Origin of the sequence: Mesobaculum littorinae (genome assembly GCF_004011175.1) — a bacterium.
GTDB classification, from domain to species: Bacteria; Pseudomonadota; Alphaproteobacteria; order Rhodobacterales; family Rhodobacteraceae; genus Tranquillimonas; species Tranquillimonas littorinae.
Genome location: NZ_RQXX01000001.1, coordinates 964,275 through 979,587, shown reverse-complemented (window position 1 = coordinate 979,587; position 15,313 = coordinate 964,275). Strand labels below are relative to the sequence as shown.

The following is a 15,313-nucleotide window of genomic DNA, read 5'->3' as shown; positions in this document are numbered from 1 at the left end:
ACGGCAACTTCGCGCGGCAGTTTCGAGACGATAAGGGCAGGCACATGGATTCGATCATCGTCAAGGGCGGAGCCGAGCTTCGCGGAGAAATCCCCATCGCGGGGGCCAAGAACGCGTGTCTGACGCTGATGCCGGCGACGCTGCTGGCGGACGAGCCGCTGACGCTGACCAACGCGCCGCGCCTGTCGGACATCGCCACGATGACCGCGCTGCTGCAAAGCCTGGGCGCCGAGGTCTCGTCGCTGCAAGGCGGGCGTGTGCTGGCGATGTCGTCGCATTCGATCGACAACCTCACGGCCCACTACGACATCGTGCGCAAGATGCGCGCCTCGATCCTGGTCCTCGGGCCGATGCTGGCACGGATGGGGCAGGCCAAGGTGTCGCTGCCGGGTGGGTGCGCCATCGGCGCGCGCCCCGTGGACCTGCACCTGCGCGCGCTCGAGGCGCTGGGGGCCGAGCTGGACCTGCGCGACGGCTACGTGCATGCCAAGGCCCCCGGCGGGCTCAAGGGCGGCATCGTCGAGTTTCCCCTCGTCTCGGTCGGCGCCACCGAGAACGTGCTGATGGCCGCGACGCTGGCAAAGGGCACGACCGAGATCCGGCAGGCCGCGCGCGAACCCGAGATCGTGGACCTGGCGCAGTGCCTGCGTCGCATGGGCGCGCAGATCGAGGGCGAAGGCACCTCGACCATCACCGTGCAGGGGGTCGACGCGCTGCACGGCGCGACCCACCCGGTGGTGACCGACCGCATCGAGCTGGGCACCTACATGCTGGTTCCCGCGATCACCGGCGGCGAGGTCGAGTGCCTGGGCGGCCGGATCGACCTGGTCGGGGCCTTCTGCGAAAAGCTCGACGAGGCCGGGATCTCTGTCGAGCAGACAGAGCGCGGGGTGAAGGTTTCTCGCAAGAACGGGCGGGTCAAGGCGGTGAACGTCGAAACCGAACCCTTCCCGGGCTTTCCCACCGACCTTCAGGCGCAGATGATGGCGCTGCTCTGCACCGCGCAAGGCACCAGCGTGCTGGAAGAGCGGATCTTCGAGAACCGCTTCATGCACGCCCCCGAACTGACGCGGATGGGCGCCAAGATCGACGTCTCGGGCGGGACCGCGACCGTCACCGGGGTCGAGCGGCTGAAGGGCGCGCCGGTGATGGCCACCGACCTGCGCGCCAGCGTGTCGCTGATCCTGGCCGGGCTTGCCGCCGAGGGCGAGACGCGGGTGAACCGGGTCTACCATCTCGACCGCGGCTACGAACGGGTCGAGGACAAGCTGCGCGCCTGCGGCGCCAGCATCGAGAGGGTCCGCGAGGAATGAGCGAAGACGCCCGCTTCGAGGAGGGCGGCGACCGCCCGCTGCGGCTCGCCGCCTTCGATGCCGAGGACCTGGGCGCGATCTCGGCGCTGTTGCAGGATGCCGTCCTGCCGGTCTCCGAGATGGCGTGGCAGAAGGGCGCGCGGCGCTTTGCGCTGCTGGCCAACCGGTTCCGGTGGGAGCTGTCGGAGGCCGCGCTGCGCCGCGAGGGGCCCGAACGGATCCGCAGCATGTTGGTGGTCGAGAACGTGTTGGGCGTGCAGGTGCAGGGCATAGACCGCGCCGACCCCGACCAGATCCTGTCGGTCCTGTCACTGTCGTGGGAAGAGACCGACGCGCCCTCGGGCCACATCGTGTTGACGCTGGCCGGCGACGGCGCGATCAGGATCGAGGTCGAGGCGCTGGAATGCCTTCTGCGCGACGTCACGCGGCCCTACCGCGCGCCATCCGGCGCCCGGCCGCGCCACCCGGAATAGGTTGCCATGCCCAAGTATCTTTCGACCTCCGACGCCGATTTCGATGCGCAGTTCGATGCGCTCCTGACCTCGAAGCGCGAAGACAGTCCCGATGTCGACGACGCGGTCGCCGGGATCATCGCCGATGTCCGTGCCCGCGGCGATGACGCGGTGATCGAACTGACGCGCCGCTTCGACCGCCTGACGCTGACGCCCGACACGCTGGCCTTCACCGAGGACGAGATCGAGGCCCAGTGCGCGCAGGTGCCGCCGGCCGAGCGCGCGGCGCTCGACCTCGCAGCCGAGCGGATCCGCGATTACCACCGCCGTCAGCTGCCCGAGGATGCGGAGTGGAAGGACGACGCCGGCGCGACGCTGGGCTGGCGCTGGGGGCCGGTGTCGGCTGCGGGGCTTTACGTCCCGGGCGGAACGGCATCCTACCCGTCGTCGGTGTTGATGAACGCGATCCCGGCAAAGGTGGCGGGCGTCGAACGGCTGGTCATCACCGCCCCCACGCCCGGCGGCGCGGTCAACCCGCTGGTGCTTTACGCCGCGCGTCTTGCGGGGGTCGATACGGTCTACCGCATCGGCGGGGCGCAGGCGATCGCCGCGCTGGCCTATGGTACCAGCACCATCGCCCCGGTGGACAAGATCACGGGCCCCGGCAACGCCTACGTGGCCGCCGCCAAGCGCCGCGTCTTCGGCCGCGTGGGCATCGACATGATCGCGGGCCCGTCCGAGATCCTGGTGATCGCCGACGCCGACAATGATCCCGACTGGATCGCGCTGGATCTTCTCAGCCAGGCCGAGCACGACGAAAGCGCCCAGTCGATCCTGATCACCACCAGCCCCGAGATGGGCGCCGCGGTGGCCGAGTCGGTCAACCGCCTGCTGGACGGGCTGGAGCGGCGCGAGATCGCTGCCGCCAGCTGGCGCGACAACGGCGCGATCATCGAGGTCGGCAACCTGGGCGAAGCGGCGGCCCTGGCCGACCAGATCGCGCCCGAGCACCTGGAGCTGTGCGTCGCCAACCCCGACGTTCTGGCCGCCAACATCCAGCACGCGGGCGCGATGTTCCTGGGCAAGTGGACGCCCGAGGCGATCGGCGACTACGTCGGCGGGCCCAACCACGTGCTGCCCACCGCCCGCTCGGCGCGATTTTCCTCGGGTCTGTCGGCGCTCGATTTCATGAAACGCACGACGATGGCCCGCATGACGCCCGGGGCGCTGTCCGCCGTGGGCCCCGCTGCCGAGACGCTGGCCGCCTCGGAAGGTCTGGGCGCGCATGGTGCGTCGGTACGCGCAAGGCTCGACCGGCTGAACGAATGACCCGGCTGGTCGACATCCGGGTCGATGCGGCGGGACTGCCACCCGCCGATGCGGATACCGAACAGGAGCGGCGCGTCGCGATTTTCGATTTGCTCGAAGCCAACAGCTTCGTGCCGCTCGATCCCGCGGGGGCGCCGCTGCCGGGCGACGGGTTCCGCCTGGTTCTGTCGCGCAGCGAGGGGCGGTTGTGGTTCGACATTGCGGACGCGGAGGGGCAGCCGCTGGTCCGCCAGCACCTGTCGATGGACGCGCTGCGGCAGGTCGCCAAGGATTACCGCCAGATCTGCGACAGCTACCACGACGCGGTGCACAGCCTGCCGCCCGCCCGGATCGAGACGATCGACACCGCCCGGCGCGAAATCCATACCGAGGGCGCGCGCCTCGTGCAGCACCGTCTGGCCGGGCGCGTGACGCTCGATCTCGCCACCGCGCGGCGGCTCTTTACCCTGATCTGCGCGATCCAGGCGGGCACCTAGGTCCGCCGCCGCGCGTTCCGTCCAGAGTTCACCAGCCGAAAGGACCCCGTGATGAGCCGCGACCTGATTCGCCACTATTTCAAGACCTTCAACGAGGGCGACGCCGATGGCATGGCCGCGCTCGTCACCGAGGATGTCGCGCACCACGTCAACCAGGGCGAGGTGCGCCATGGCCGCGACGCCTTTCGCAGGTTTCTGGGCGAAACCGCCGAGGCCTATGCCGAGCGGGTCGAGTCTCTGGTCATCTTCGAGGGCGACAAGCCCGGCCGCTATGCCGCGGAGTTCACGATCAACGGCGTCTACAAGGCCACGCAGGACGGCCTGCCAGCCGCCCGCGGGCAGCGCTACGTCCTGCCCGTGGGCAGCTTCTTCGAGGTGCGGGGCGACGGGATCGCGCGCGTTTCCACGCATTACAACCTGATCGACTGGATCGAACAGGTGAACCTGTGACGCTGGAGTATCAGGTGCTGACGGGTGATGCGGTCACGCCGGTTCTCGACGATCTGGCAGGCCTGCGGATCGCGGTGTTCCGCGACTGGCCCTACCTTTACGACGGTGACCGCGCCTACGAACGCCGGTACCTCGAAGCCTACCGCGCGCCGGGGGCGATCGTCGTTGCCGCCCGCGACGGGACCCGGCTGGTGGGCGCCGCGACCGGCACCCCGATGGAGGCGCATGCCGAGGATTTCGCGCGCCCGCTCGCGGCTGCCGGGCTCGACCCCGCGCAGGTCTTCTATTGTGCCGAAAGCGTCCTTTTGCCGGCCTATCGCGGGCAGGGCGCCGGGCACGCGTTTTTCGATGCGCGCGAAGATCACGCCCGCGCGCTGGGGCGGCGGCTGTCGGTCTTTGCCGCCGTGGACCGCCCCGCCGACCATCCCGCGCGCCCCGCAGAGTATCGCCCGCTCGACGGTTTCTGGCGGCGGCGCGGCTATGCCCCGCTGGATGCGCCGCAGGCGCGGTTCGCGTGGCGCGATCTGGGGCAGGCCGAGGAGACGGAGAAGCCGATGACGCTGTGGGCCAAGCCGCTGTGAGGCTGGCCGTCGCGGGATACGCGCCCGAATGGCACCCGACATGGGACGCCTTTGCCGCCAAGCTGCGCGGTTGGGTTGAAGATGCGGTCGGGCAGGGGGCCGATCTTCTGGTCTTTCCCGAATATGCCGGGATTGAGGCCGCGCTGATCGGCACGCCCGCGCCGCGCGACGTAAGGGCTTGGTATGCCCGCGCGGCGGGGGCCGAGGCCGCTCTGCTTGACCTCTGCACCACGCTGGCCCGCGAGACGGGAACGCATATCCTGGTGGGCTCCTGCCCCACGGGGCCGGGTGGCGCGATCAACCGCACCCACATGGTTGCGCCCGATGGCGCGACGGCGCATCAGGACAAGCAGATCATGACGCCGTGGGAACGGGCCGAGACGCCGCTTACCCCCGGCGATCCGCTGACGGTCTTCGACACAGACCTGGGGCGGATCGGCGTGCTGGTCTGCTACGACTCGGAATTTCCCGCGCTGGCCGCCGCGCTGCGCGCCGATCTGCTGCTGCTGCCCGCCTGCACCGAAACGCGCCACGGGGCGTCCCGGCTGCGCGTCGCCGCCATGGCCCGGGCGCTGGAGGGCGGCGCGGTCACGGCGGTTGCCCCCCTGTTGGGGCGGGTGGACGGCTGCGCGGTGATCGACGTCAACCGCGGGCAGGCGGGGATCTACGCCCCCCCCGACACCGGCTGGCCCGAAACCGGTGTCCTGGCCGAGGCCGAGGCGGACAGGCCGGGCTGGCTGATCCATGACGTCGATATGCCCGCCATCGCCGCGCGTCGGGGCGCGGGCGAAGTCGATGTGGCGGGGCATTGGGGCGAACAAAGCCGGGCGAACCGAACCCGTCCGCCAAGCGTTCTGTGTCAAAGGCCTTGAAACCTTTGCGCATTGGGCGCATTTAAGGGCCGCTCGCCCCCAGAGGCGGGATAACGCACTCAGGAGTAAACATGGCCAAGGAAGAACTGCTCGAATTTCCCGGCGTCGTGAAGGAGCTCCTGCCGAATGCGACGTTCAGGGTCGAGCTGGAAAACGGCCATGAAATCATCGCGCATACGGCAGGCAAGATGCGGAAGAACCGCATCCGCGTGCTCGCAGGCGACAAGGTCCAGGTCGAGATGACGCCCTACGATCTGACCAAGGGACGCATCAACTATCGCTTCCGCTAAGGTGGCGGACGAGGCCCGGGCCCAAGGGGCCCAGACCGCGCGCCCGCGCCTGATCCTCGGATCGGGCAGCCCGCGGCGGCGCGAGCTTCTGGCGCAGATCGGCATCGTGCCGGACGACATCCGCGCCCCCGACATCGACGAAACGCCGGCAAAGGCCGAGCTGCCGCGCCCCTACTGCACCCGCATGGCGCAGGAGAAGGCAGCTGCCGTGCCAGCAGAGGATGACGACATCGTCCTGTGCGCCGACACGACGGTCGCGCTTGGCCGCCGTATCCTGGGCAAGCCGGCCGATGCGGGCGAGGCAGCGGCGTTCCTTTACGCCCTGTCCGGACGGCGCCACCGCGTGATCACGGCCATGGCGGTCCGGCGGGGTGGCCGGGTCTGGACCCGCGATTCCGTGTCGACGGTTCGCATGAAATCTCTCTCGGATACCGAGGTTAACGCCTACCTTTCCAGCGGCGACTGGCAGGGCAAGGCCGGCGGCTATGCCATCCAGGGCCCCGCGGGCGCCTTCGTGCCGTGGATGCAGGGCTCGTTCACCGGGGTGGTGGGCCTGCCGCTTCACGAGACCGCGCAGCTGCTGGATGCCGCAGGCTATCCCGTCGCCCGCGCCATCGCCGGAGAAAACACATGAAGGGCCGACAGGTCGTGCTGGACCACGTCGCGGATCGCGATATCGCGGTGCTGATCGAGGACGGTCAGATCGAGGACCTGCTGGTCGATGCGCCCGACACGCCCCTGCGGCCGGGGGCGATCGCCCGCGCGACGGTCGACAGGGCGATGACGGGGCAGGGCGGGGCGATGCTGCGCCTGCCCGAGGGGATGCTTTACCTGCGCGACGGCAAGGGGCTGAAGCCGGGCGAAAGCCTGCTGGTGCAGGTCCAGGGCTGGGCGATGGACGGCAAGGCCGCGACCGCCGCGCGCAGGCTTCTGTTCAAAAGCAGGTATGCGATCGTCACGCCCGGTGCGCCGGGGATCAACGTGTCCCGCGCCATCCGCGACGAAGAGCGGCGCGTCGCGCTGCTCGAGATCGCCTCCGGGCAGGAGCTGCCCGAGGGCGCCGGCCTGATCCTGCGATCGGCCAGCGAGACGGCGGATGACGACGAAATCGCCGCCGACATCGCGGCGATGGCCGACCTTGCCGACCGGGTCCTGGGTGACCCCGGGAAGGGGGCCGAGCTTCTGGCCGACGGCCCCGGCGCGCATGAGCTTGCGTGGCGCGACTGGCCCACGCCCGACGCGTTGGAGGAGGGGCCGGGGTCCTTGGCCCGCACAGGTGCCGAGGAGTTGGTCGCGCGCTGCCTGTCGCCGCGCGTCGATCTGCCCGGGGGCGGCCATCTGTGGATCGAACCGACCCGCGCGCTTGTGGCCGTCGACGTGAATACCGGGGGTGACACGTCACTCGCCGCCGGCCTCAAGGCCGACATCGCCATGGCCCGCCGGCTTCCGGCCGAGCTTCGTTGCCGGGGCCTGGGCGGACAGATTGTCATCGATCTTGCGCCGCTGGCCAAGAAGGAGCGGCGGAACTTCGAACAGATCCTGCGGGCCGCCTTCCGCTCGGACCCGGTCGAGACCGTGCTGGCCGGGTGGACCCCCCTGGGGCTTTTCGAACTCCAGCGCCGCCGCGACCGTCTGCCGCTGTCTACGCTTCTGCCGAAGGAGGTTTTCTCATGATCTGTCCGATCTGCGCCCGTGAGACGGTGCACGAGTATCGCCCTTTCTGTTCGCGTCGCTGCGCCGATATCGACCTCGGGCGGTGGCTGACCGGATCTTATGCTGTGCCGAGCGAGGAGGAGGGCGAGGAGGATGCCGCCTCCGCCGCGCCGCTTCCGCAGCGGCACTAGGCCGGGCGGCGTTTTTTTGGCGCCGAGCCTCTGGACACCCCCCGATGCGGGGTCTAGAAGGTCGCCACCCCAGCGGGACAGGCCAGAAACGGCCAGCCCGCGAACCCGTGCCCGGGTAGCTCAGGGGTAGAGCAGTGGATTGAAAATCCTCGTGTCGGTGGTTCGATTCCGCCCCCGGGCACCATTTAAATTCATAGAAAGTAAATTGATTTTAGTCATCTGATGAGCTCCCCTTGTCAGGGTTTGACGCTTTTTTCTGTGAGTTTGGGCGTTTTTGCACTTATCGGTGAGACGGATTCACGTCGTGAATCCTGACCGTTAGCTTCCGACCATGCCGAAGCCCCCCTCTCCCCGCTGGCGCACGACGGACTGGCCCGACTACAATGCCGCTCTGCGCCGACGCGGGTCTCTCTCGATCTGGTTAGACCCGCGATGACTTGGCATGCAGCGAAGATCGGCAAGCGCGGTCATCCCGAGACCTTCTCTGAGAGCGCGATTCAGACCTGCCTGACGCTGAAGGTGTTGTTCGGCCTGCCGTTACGACAAGCTGTCGGGTTTGTTGCCAGCCTGATCGAGATGGCGGGGCTGGATTCGCCCGTTCCGGACTATTCCACGCTCTGCCGGCGCCAGGCCCGCTTGCCGTGCATTTCCCCTATCGCCGCTCGGACGGCCCCGTGACCCTGCCTGTTGATAGCACCGGCATCAAGTTCCGCGGTGACGACGAATGGCAGGCGCGCCAGCATTGTGCTTCGCGTCGTAGGCAGTGGCGCAAGGTCCATATTGGCATGGACGGCAGACCGGCGATGTCCGGGCCGTCGAGTTCACGTCCAGTCGGCAAGGCGACAGCCCGATGCTGCCGGATTTGCTGGCGCAACTTCCCGAGCATGAAGAGATCGGCTCGGTCACGGCCGACGGTGCCTATGACACCAGGCGATGCCTTGTCGCGATTAACGAGCGAGGGGCCGAAGCGCGCATCCCGATCCGCAAAAACGGTCGCGCCTGGAATGCGGATTCCCAGGCCGCCTAGGCTCAGGACCCATTGATTTGAGCTGCGTGAGATGATTCACCGCGCCAAAACAGAGCGGTGATATGTCTGATCTCTTCTGGCTGAACGATGCGCAGATGACGCGCCTGGAGCCCTACTTCCCGAAGTCGCATGGCAAGCCGCGCGTCGATGACCGGCGCGTGTTGAGTGGGATTATCTTCATAAATCGTAACGGCTTGCGGTGGCGCGATGCTCCTGCCGCATACGGCCCCCACAAGACACTCTACAATCGTTGGAAGCGGTGGAGTGAGAAGGGCATCTTTGCTCAGATGCTGGCGGGGTTGGCGGGCGAGGACCACGAGGAGAAGACTGTTATGATTGATGCGACTTACTTGAAGGCTCATCGCACGGCGTCCAGCCTGGGCGTAAAAAAGGGGGGCGTGGCCGCCTGATCGGTCGCACCAAGGGCGGTATGAACACGAAGCTGCATGCCATCTGCGACAGCAAGGGCCGTCCGATCAATTTCTTCGTCTCAGCAGGACAAGTCAGCGATTACATCGGCGCGCGGGCGCTGCTCAGCAGCTTGCCGGATGTCGAGTGGTTGCTCGGCGACCGAGGCTACGACGCTGATTGGTTCAGGGAAGCGTTGCAGAGCAAGGGCATACGCGCCTGTATCCCCGGTCGAAAGGTAAGCGTTGCATCTGACCCCCTGATTGCCCTCTAAACCTGACCACCTGTCGTCCGCTAGTCTGCATCCGAACTACGATCGGAGGCGACTATGGCGGAACGTGAAGTCTGGGGGTTCAAGATCCGGACCTCCCCGTCGGGCAAAAGGATTTGGCCGAGCGAACTCAAACGCGAGGCGACCAGGCGCCTTCGGGAAGATGGCATGTCACCTGGAGATGTCGCCGCCGAGCTGGATGCCCACGAATGCCTGGTGAGAAAGTGGTGGGTTGCTGATCGGCGAGAGCGAGGCGAAAAGATCTCCGTCGATGGGCCAGCCTTCGCGCAGATATCAGTCGAACCGGCTGTCGCGCCGGCGGCGCCCCAAACGACCACTGCAGGCAATGGCTCAGCCGGCTCTGCTCATCTGTACGTGGGCGGGATCTGCCTACAATTTCCTTTGTCCATCAACGAAGCAGACCTTCTGAAGCTGATCCATGTTGCGGGGCAGTGTCAGTGATCGCGCCGTCCAGCAGTTATCGTATCTATCTGGCCACTCACCCTGTCGACTTCCGGAAGGGGATGGATGGCTTGGCCAATTACGTCATGACCAATTTCGAACTCGATCCCTTCTCCGGTGCGTTCTTCGTCTTCCGCTCGAAGGGTCGTGACAAGATCAAGGTCCTGATGTGGGACGGCACCGGCCTCGTGCTGATCTACAAGCGTATCGAAGGCGCAGGCTTCGTCTGGCCCAAACTTTCCGACGGGACGATGACCCTGACGAAGGCACAGTTTGAAGCGCTCTTTGAAGGGATCGATTGGCGCCGCGTCGTTTCGGCCGCCTATCACCACCCATCCATTTTCAACAAAACAAGAGCGGAGGTCGAGTGAGATGGCGACGATCCCTTTCATTCAGTGCAAGATCTTTCCCGTCGAGCAGACCGCTGACTACCTTGAAAAGCGCTTCATCAAGCACCTGCGGCTATTGCGAAGTGGCCAGGTCGACCAGCCGGCGCATGAAGTCGAACTGCTTGGAGTTGACAATCAGGAATTGCATGAGACGAGGATAACCCATCTCGAGAGGAGCAGGATCCAGAAACGCGTCAAGAAGCTTATTGCACGCCGCCAGGAAGCGTCAGGGATGGGCCATTTGCAGAGGGATGAACGGGAGCGATTGACCGCCTTGGCAGGCGGCGTTCGGCTTGCGACGGTGAAGACCGAACACCAAGCGGACGAAATCGCGGCGGCCCTTCACGATGAAATGCCCTGGATGGGGCCCGCGACCGAACAGGTCTGGAGGGCCATGCGCAGGTCGGTAAGAGAAGGCACCATAGGTCTTCGCCTGCCGCCCATCCTGCTCGATGGCCCTCCCGGGATTGGCAAGAGCTTTTGGGCGCGGCGTCTTGGCCGCCTCTTGACCGTACCCACGACCGTTATCGAGGCAACGAATGAAAATGCTTCATTCGGTGTCGTCGGGTCCCAGCGTGGATGGGGAAGCGCCGGCCTCGGGCGTCTCATTTCCACGATCCTTATGGAACATGTCGGCAATCCGGTCATGGTCGTTGATGAGGTCGAGAAGTCTGGGACTGCGACGTCCATGTCAGGCCGCGCATTCGGACTGTCGGAGGCGCTGCTACCCCTGTTGGAGCCCTTGACCGCACGAAGCTGGAGTTGCCCATTCTATCAGGTCAAGTTCGACATGAGCTGGGTCATCTGGGTCCTGACATTCAACAACTACCACGCGTTGCCCGAGCCGCTTCTGAGCAGATGCCCACCGATATCCCTACGAGCGTTAACGACTGACGAACTGGTCATGTTCATCTGGCGCGAAGGGCGCAGGCAGGGCACCAGCGACGTGGCCCTGGACGCCGCTGTCGAAGCTTTCAAGCGTGCCGGCCAGGCGAGCCAACCGAGTCTGAGAACTGCGGCACGGGTGCTGCAAAGGGCAGCTGATCTCGAATGTCACCCCACGTTGCATTGAACCGATTTCACGCGCTCATCACACTAGGGAGGCGGCTTCGTGATTGAGTTCGAGATCATCTTCGTCGTGTTTGGTATCGGCGCATGCATCGTTGGCGCCATCCAGGTCACCATCGCCTACCGCTCTTCGATACGAGATGTCGAACCAGATCCGGAACGTGTTCGGCGATTTGTGGAACGGGGAATGGAGCTGCGGCGGCAGGCCCTGGAAAAATCGCGCGCAACCGACAGGCCGAGCGACGACGTCACCGAGCCAAAGTCTGCAGATCTTCCCACGCAGCAAGCGGATACTGATTGAGCTCGTCGCGTATGCTGCGCCACTTCGGCATATTGTCGTCAAGGACCTTGATGAAACGCTCATCATGGCGCGGCGATATCAGGTGGGCGAGCTCATGCAGCAGTACGTACTCAATCGCCCCAACGGGGTTCTTGGCGAGCTCGAGATTAAGCCAGACGATTTTCTTGTCCGGATTGCAGCTGCCCCATTTCGTTTTCATGGGCCGGATGCCCCAGGTTTCGGTGGCAACGCCTAAATGCGATGACCAATGCTCGAGCCGTGGAGCCACGTGCTCCCTCAGGCGAGCCTTGTACCAATTCTCCAGCCAACGCCTGCGTACTGCAGGCGTTGTGTCTGCCGGCACCGAATAGCGGAGCCGGTCACTGCCGATGAGTTCGATCCGGTGGACCTTCTTGTCCCAATGGATCACATCCAGTCGAAGAGGCCGGCCAAAAACGAAGTGTGTCTCGCCGGAGACGTACTGCCGTTGCGTCTGGCGCTCCTGAGCGAGGAAACGGGCTTGCTTGCGACGAACCCAATCCATTCTCGTGAGGACAGCCAGCTTGACGGCATCGAGACTGACGCTCAGCGGGGCGGCAACTCTGACCTGGCCGACAGGCGGATAGACACCGACATGGAGGTTCTTGATCGCCTTCCAGCGGACCTCGACCGGCGTTCCTCCGATGATGTGGTGTTCAGTATTCACCATGGTTCTTCAGTATCTGCAGTAGCGTATCCACAGTGTCGGGATCCGAAATCTCAGCTTCCAGGCAGCGTCTGACTTTCTTTTCTTTCATCGTATGACCGCGCCACCCGTGGGGGGCAGTCGCCCGTACTGCCTCGTCGACCCGGCGCGCTAGGGCCTCATCTTGTCCCAGGTTGTCGAACAACGCCTTCTGCCCGGGCGATTTCATGCTCTCAGGATAGGTATTGCCATGCCCGGATTTCGCGACCCTTACCAGCTCCGCGATCTTCTCCAAATACTCGGCGTACTCGATCGCGCCGCTTCGGCGCTGCGCCACCAGGTCAGTCAGCAACTCTGACATCTTCTCGTAGAACTTTGGGTTCACCGGTGTTTCGTCGATGATCAGCTTCCTGACGTTGTTCTCGATCGCCTCGGCGACGTTCTCACGCTTGCGCTTGGAGGGCGCCGGAAGATCATCCTCGGCTTGGGCCCCTTTGCTCTCGACCAGGTCAATCAGGCTGATGTCATCCAGGTGAGAGATGGCCTGAGAGTCGTCGGCCCTGATATAATTGTCGATCAGGTGGCGCATGGCCGGCTCGTAGAGCTTCATGTCAACGGCATCGCCGCTGTGGAGCCGCACGGCATCGCGGACGCCGATGGCATGCTCGACCTCCTTGCGCATTTCCGCCAGCTCCAGCTCGTTGAAGCCCGATCCGTCCGGTTCGGCGGCGACGTTCGTGTAGGCACGCGCATAGCGCCCCGCCAACTTGTAAAGCGCTTGGCGGCGGCGAGCTTTCTCTTCCGCGTCCGGATCGCTTTCGATGCCTTCGGGGCTGGAGAAATACGCGAAGAGCTCATCATCGCCCTTAGGCTGCTCGACCGCATCGAGAAGCCCAAGCCAGGCATCGCGCGCCGTCCGCAGATCCGTATCGGCCTGCTCGGCACGATCCGTGATCAGGCCTTCGACATCCTCCTTGTCGAAGGCATCGAATGCCTCGGACGTATAGTCGTCCACCGCGCTTTCGATGTTCCGGAACAGATCCTTGTAGTCGACGATATAGCCGAAATCCTTGTCATCCCCGTCCAAGCGGTTCACCCGGCAGATCGCCTGAAACAGCCCATGGTCCCGCATCTGTTTGTCGATGTAGATATAGGTGGCCGTCGGCGCATCGAAGCCGGTCAACAGTCGGCTCACTACGATCAGCAGCTTCATCCGCCCCGGCTCTTTTTTGAACAGCCGTAGCGCCTCTTCCTCGTACTCTTCCTCCGACGTATCGCCCAAGAGCTCGGTGTAGACTCGGTGGACGCGCTGTCTCTCGGTCTCGCCCATGCCGGTTTCTTCACCGGTGATTTCCGGGGCGGCGCGTTTGTAGGACGTCACGATTGCGCACTTGTCGGCCAAAATTGACCCGGACTTCCGGAATATCTCGAAGAGCTCGCACGCTTCGGGGATGGAGCCCGCCACAAGCATGGCGTTCCCCATGCCCGCGTTCAGGCGCGGCTTCATCTCCATATCCAGAATGATATCGTTGGCGATCTGCTCCAGCCGGTCACGGCTCGACAGCACACGTTGAAGTGTACCCCATCGTTGCTTGAGCGTCGCCTTAGCGATCGGCGTCAGCCCCTTTGTCTTGGCCTCGAACCAGGCGTCGATCTTCTCAGGAGCGCTGATCCTCTGGTCGATGTCGCGGGCTTCATACCGCAGGTCCAGCACCACGCCGTCCTCGACTGCCTCGTCAAATCGGTAAGGCTTGCCGATGTAGGGGCCGAAGGTTTCAAGCGAAGTCCCCTTGTCGGACCGCAGCAGGGGCGTGCCGGTAAAGCCGATGAACATCGCCTTGGGCAGCACCTTGCGCATCGCCTTGGCCAGCTTGCCGGACTGGGTGCGGTGCGCCTCGTCGATGAAGACGAAGAACTCGCCCTTGGGCGCACCGATGTTGGCGTTCTGGATATCGGAGATCAGGCTTTCCAGCTCCCCCTCTTCCTTCTTGCCGAACTTGTGGACGAGGGAGCAGATGATGCGATCCGTCGGATCGGCGAGTGCGGCCATCAGGTCGTTGCCTGATCGCGCGCGCCGCACCTTGTCGCCGGTATTGCCGAATACGTCCTCAATCTGGCTGTCCAGCTCCTTGCGGTCGGTGACCACCAGGATACGGCCATCCGGGAACGCTTCCCGGATCCAGCGTGCCAGCATCACCATGATCAGGCTCTTACCCGAGCCTTGAGTCTGCCAGATGATCCCGCCCTCTCGCGAGCCGACGCGCTCTTGTGCGGCCTTCACGGCGAAGTACTGGTTCGGGCGGGCGATCTTCTTGATGCCCGCGTCGAACAACGTGAAGTCGTGGATCAGTTCTAGGAACCGCGTCGGCGCCATCATCTGGGTCACATCGCGGTCAAGCCGGGCCGAGATCTCGCTCTCTTCCTTCCAGGCCAGCCAATAGGGCTGCGGCTTCTTGATCGGGGCATACCGCAGCCCCTCGCTGTCATTGCCCGCAAAGGTGATCTGCACCGTGGTGAAGAAGTGCTGAATAAACTCGGGCCGCTGGTTGTCGAGCGTCTGGCGGATGCCGGTCCCCACGCCCACGGTGGATCTCTTCAACTCCACCACGCCAAGCGCGATACCGTTGACATAGAGCACCAGGTCGGGCCGCTTGTTCCAGGCCTTGGCGTCCTTGCCCTTGATCGAGACCTCTTCGGCCACGCCGAGGTCATTTGCGCCCGCATCGCCCCAGTCGACAAAGCGCACGGTGACGGGGGCCTCGCCCGGGCCAGGGGCGATGGCCACGCCGTAGCGGAGCATGTCGTAGAAGCTCTGGTTGGCCTCGTAAAGCTTGGTGCCCTCCATCCGCGCCTCGCGCTCAAGGCGGGTGATGGCCTGAGTGATGACCTCGGGCGCATAGCCGCGCGCCTCCAGCCAGGGGCGGAGCAGGGAGGGCTCGATGTTGGCGTTGCCCTCACGCTTTTGCCAGTCGCCCAGGTAGCGCCAGCCGAGGCCGCCCGAGGTGCCGGATTTGTCACCACAGAGCAGGTCGATGACCCTATCTTGGGCCTTGCGTTCCGCCTCGCCGATCTTGCTCATGGGGACCTCTCCGTTCTGGAAATCACTCGTTCAAATA

17 protein-coding genes, 1 tRNA gene and 2 pseudogenes are annotated in these 15,313 nt (G+C 65.0%); 18 read left to right on the top strand and 2 right to left on the bottom strand.

The genetic code is table 11. The features are described 5' to 3' along the window. Positions 1 to 44: 44 nt before the first annotated feature. The 18 genes and pseudogenes from murA to EKE94_RS04430 all read left to right on the top strand — a co-directional run bounded on the left by murA (position 45) and on the right by EKE94_RS04430 (position 11,533). Complete coding sequence (murA, locus tag EKE94_RS04515; protein WP_127905368.1) at positions 45 to 1,313, top strand: UDP-N-acetylglucosamine 1-carboxyvinyltransferase; 1,269 nt, start codon at positions 45 to 47, stop codon at positions 1,311 to 1,313. Next, on the top strand, positions 1,310 to 1,786 hold the full coding sequence (locus EKE94_RS04510; protein WP_127905367.1) for a DUF2948 family protein: 477 nt from the start codon (positions 1,310 to 1,312) through the stop codon (positions 1,784 to 1,786). Before murA ends, EKE94_RS04510 begins: the two co-directional genes overlap by 4 nt. A gap of 6 nt (positions 1,787 to 1,792) precedes the next feature. Further along, on the top strand, positions 1,793 to 3,094 hold the full coding sequence (hisD, locus tag EKE94_RS04505; RefSeq protein WP_127905366.1) for a histidinol dehydrogenase: 1,302 nt from the start codon (positions 1,793 to 1,795) through the stop codon (positions 3,092 to 3,094). Then, complete coding sequence (locus EKE94_RS04500) at positions 3,091 to 3,570, top strand: UPF0262 family protein (protein ID WP_127905365.1); 480 nt, start codon at positions 3,091 to 3,093, stop codon at positions 3,568 to 3,570. The genes hisD and EKE94_RS04500 overlap by 4 nt, the downstream gene beginning before the upstream one ends. A 51-nt stretch (positions 3,571 to 3,621) precedes the next feature. After that, a complete protein-coding gene (locus EKE94_RS04495) occupies positions 3,622 to 4,020 on the top strand; it encodes a nuclear transport factor 2 family protein (protein ID WP_127905364.1) in 399 nt (132 codons plus the stop codon). Between the two features lie 2 nt (positions 4,021 to 4,022). Continuing rightward, complete coding sequence (locus EKE94_RS04490; RefSeq protein ID WP_127905482.1) at positions 4,023 to 4,601, top strand: GNAT family N-acetyltransferase; 579 nt, start codon at positions 4,023 to 4,025, stop codon at positions 4,599 to 4,601. Beyond that, complete coding sequence (locus EKE94_RS04485; RefSeq protein WP_164870820.1) at positions 4,598 to 5,473, top strand: nitrilase-related carbon-nitrogen hydrolase; 876 nt, start codon at positions 4,598 to 4,600, stop codon at positions 5,471 to 5,473. Before EKE94_RS04490 ends, EKE94_RS04485 begins: the two co-directional genes overlap by 4 nt. 71 nt (positions 5,474 to 5,544) lie before the next feature. Next, complete coding sequence (infA, locus tag EKE94_RS04480) at positions 5,545 to 5,763, top strand: translation initiation factor IF-1 (protein ID WP_127905362.1); 219 nt, start codon at positions 5,545 to 5,547, stop codon at positions 5,761 to 5,763. Position 5,764: 1 nt separating this feature from the next. Beyond that, on the top strand, positions 5,765 to 6,397 hold the full coding sequence (locus EKE94_RS04475) for a Maf family protein (RefSeq protein WP_127905361.1): 633 nt from the start codon (positions 5,765 to 5,767) through the stop codon (positions 6,395 to 6,397). Beyond that, on the top strand, positions 6,394 to 7,437 hold the full coding sequence (locus tag EKE94_RS04470; protein ID WP_127905360.1) for a ribonuclease E/G: 1,044 nt from the start codon (positions 6,394 to 6,396) through the stop codon (positions 7,435 to 7,437). Before EKE94_RS04475 ends, EKE94_RS04470 begins: the two co-directional genes overlap by 4 nt. Then, positions 7,434 to 7,607 carry a DNA gyrase inhibitor YacG gene (locus EKE94_RS04465; protein ID WP_127905359.1) on the top strand — a complete coding sequence of 58 codons (174 nt, stop codon included), beginning with the start codon at positions 7,434 to 7,436 and terminating at the stop codon, positions 7,605 to 7,607. Before EKE94_RS04470 ends, EKE94_RS04465 begins: the two co-directional genes overlap by 4 nt. Before the next feature lie 109 nt (positions 7,608 to 7,716). Then, positions 7,717 to 7,791 (top strand) — tRNA-Phe (locus EKE94_RS04460). Positions 7,792 to 7,938: 147 nt separating this feature from the next. Beyond that, positions 7,939 to 8,631, top strand: a pseudogene (locus EKE94_RS04455) (IS5 family transposase); the annotation flags it as partial. Between the two features lie 65 nt (positions 8,632 to 8,696). Further along, a pseudogene (locus tag EKE94_RS04450) lies at positions 8,697 to 9,280 on the top strand (IS5 family transposase); the annotation flags it as partial. Positions 9,281 to 9,370: 90 nt separating this feature from the next. Continuing rightward, the gene (locus EKE94_RS04445) at positions 9,371 to 9,775 is read left to right on the top strand and encodes a hypothetical protein (RefSeq protein ID WP_127905358.1); all 405 of its coding nucleotides are present in this window, start codon (positions 9,371 to 9,373) and stop codon (positions 9,773 to 9,775) included. Next, the gene (gene tnpB, locus EKE94_RS04440) at positions 9,766 to 10,146 is read left to right on the top strand and encodes an IS66 family insertion sequence element accessory protein TnpB (RefSeq protein WP_206615005.1); all 381 of its coding nucleotides are present in this window, start codon (positions 9,766 to 9,768) and stop codon (positions 10,144 to 10,146) included. The genes EKE94_RS04445 and tnpB overlap by 10 nt, the downstream gene beginning before the upstream one ends. Before the next feature lies 1 nt (position 10,147). Next, on the top strand, positions 10,148 to 11,236 hold the full coding sequence (locus EKE94_RS04435) for an AAA family ATPase (protein ID WP_127905357.1): 1,089 nt from the start codon (positions 10,148 to 10,150) through the stop codon (positions 11,234 to 11,236). 39 nt (positions 11,237 to 11,275) lie between these two features. Continuing rightward, positions 11,276 to 11,533: a hypothetical protein gene (locus EKE94_RS04430; RefSeq protein ID WP_127905356.1), complete on the top strand. Its 258-nt coding sequence runs from the start codon at positions 11,276 to 11,278 to the stop codon at positions 11,531 to 11,533. Here EKE94_RS04430 and EKE94_RS04425 read toward each other — a convergent pair. Next, the gene (locus tag EKE94_RS04425) at positions 11,481 to 12,221 is read right to left on the bottom strand and encodes a M48 family metallopeptidase (RefSeq protein ID WP_127905355.1); all 741 of its coding nucleotides are present in this window, start codon (positions 12,219 to 12,221) and stop codon (positions 11,481 to 11,483) included. The two genes, EKE94_RS04430 and EKE94_RS04425, sit on opposite strands and share 53 nt — an antisense overlap. Beyond that, positions 12,208 to 15,276: a type I restriction endonuclease subunit R gene (locus tag EKE94_RS04420; protein ID WP_127905354.1), complete on the bottom strand. Its 3,069-nt coding sequence runs from the start codon at positions 15,274 to 15,276 to the stop codon at positions 12,208 to 12,210. The genes EKE94_RS04425 and EKE94_RS04420 overlap by 14 nt, the downstream gene beginning before the upstream one ends. Between the last annotated feature and the right edge of the window lie 37 nt (positions 15,277 to 15,313).

Bases quoted from the DNA above. Each gene is read 5' to 3' on its own strand.
- infA (WP_127905362.1), top strand. From the start codon at position 5,545: ATGGCCAAGGAAGAACTGCTCGAATTTCCCGGCGTCGTGAAGGAGCTC.
- EKE94_RS04425 (WP_127905355.1), bottom strand. From the start codon at position 12,221: ATGGTGAATACTGAACACCACATCATCGGAGGAACGCCGGTCGAGGTC.
- EKE94_RS04435 (WP_127905357.1), top strand. From the start codon at position 10,148: ATGGCGACGATCCCTTTCATTCAGTGCAAGATCTTTCCCGTCGAGCAG.
- EKE94_RS04500 (WP_127905365.1), top strand. From the start codon at position 3,091: ATGACCCGGCTGGTCGACATCCGGGTCGATGCGGCGGGACTGCCACCC.
- EKE94_RS04420 (WP_127905354.1), bottom strand. From the start codon at position 15,276: ATGAGCAAGATCGGCGAGGCGGAACGCAAGGCCCAAGATAGGGTCATC.
- hisD (WP_127905366.1), top strand. From the start codon at position 1,793: ATGCCCAAGTATCTTTCGACCTCCGACGCCGATTTCGATGCGCAGTTC.
- EKE94_RS04470 (WP_127905360.1), top strand. From the start codon at position 6,394: ATGAAGGGCCGACAGGTCGTGCTGGACCACGTCGCGGATCGCGATATC.
- EKE94_RS04510 (WP_127905367.1), top strand. From the start codon at position 1,310: ATGAGCGAAGACGCCCGCTTCGAGGAGGGCGGCGACCGCCCGCTGCGG.
- EKE94_RS04465 (WP_127905359.1), top strand. From the start codon at position 7,434: ATGATCTGTCCGATCTGCGCCCGTGAGACGGTGCACGAGTATCGCCCT.
- EKE94_RS04445 (WP_127905358.1), top strand. From the start codon at position 9,371: ATGGCGGAACGTGAAGTCTGGGGGTTCAAGATCCGGACCTCCCCGTCG.
- EKE94_RS04495 (WP_127905364.1), top strand. From the start codon at position 3,622: ATGAGCCGCGACCTGATTCGCCACTATTTCAAGACCTTCAACGAGGGC.
- murA (WP_127905368.1), top strand. From the start codon at position 45: ATGGATTCGATCATCGTCAAGGGCGGAGCCGAGCTTCGCGGAGAAATC.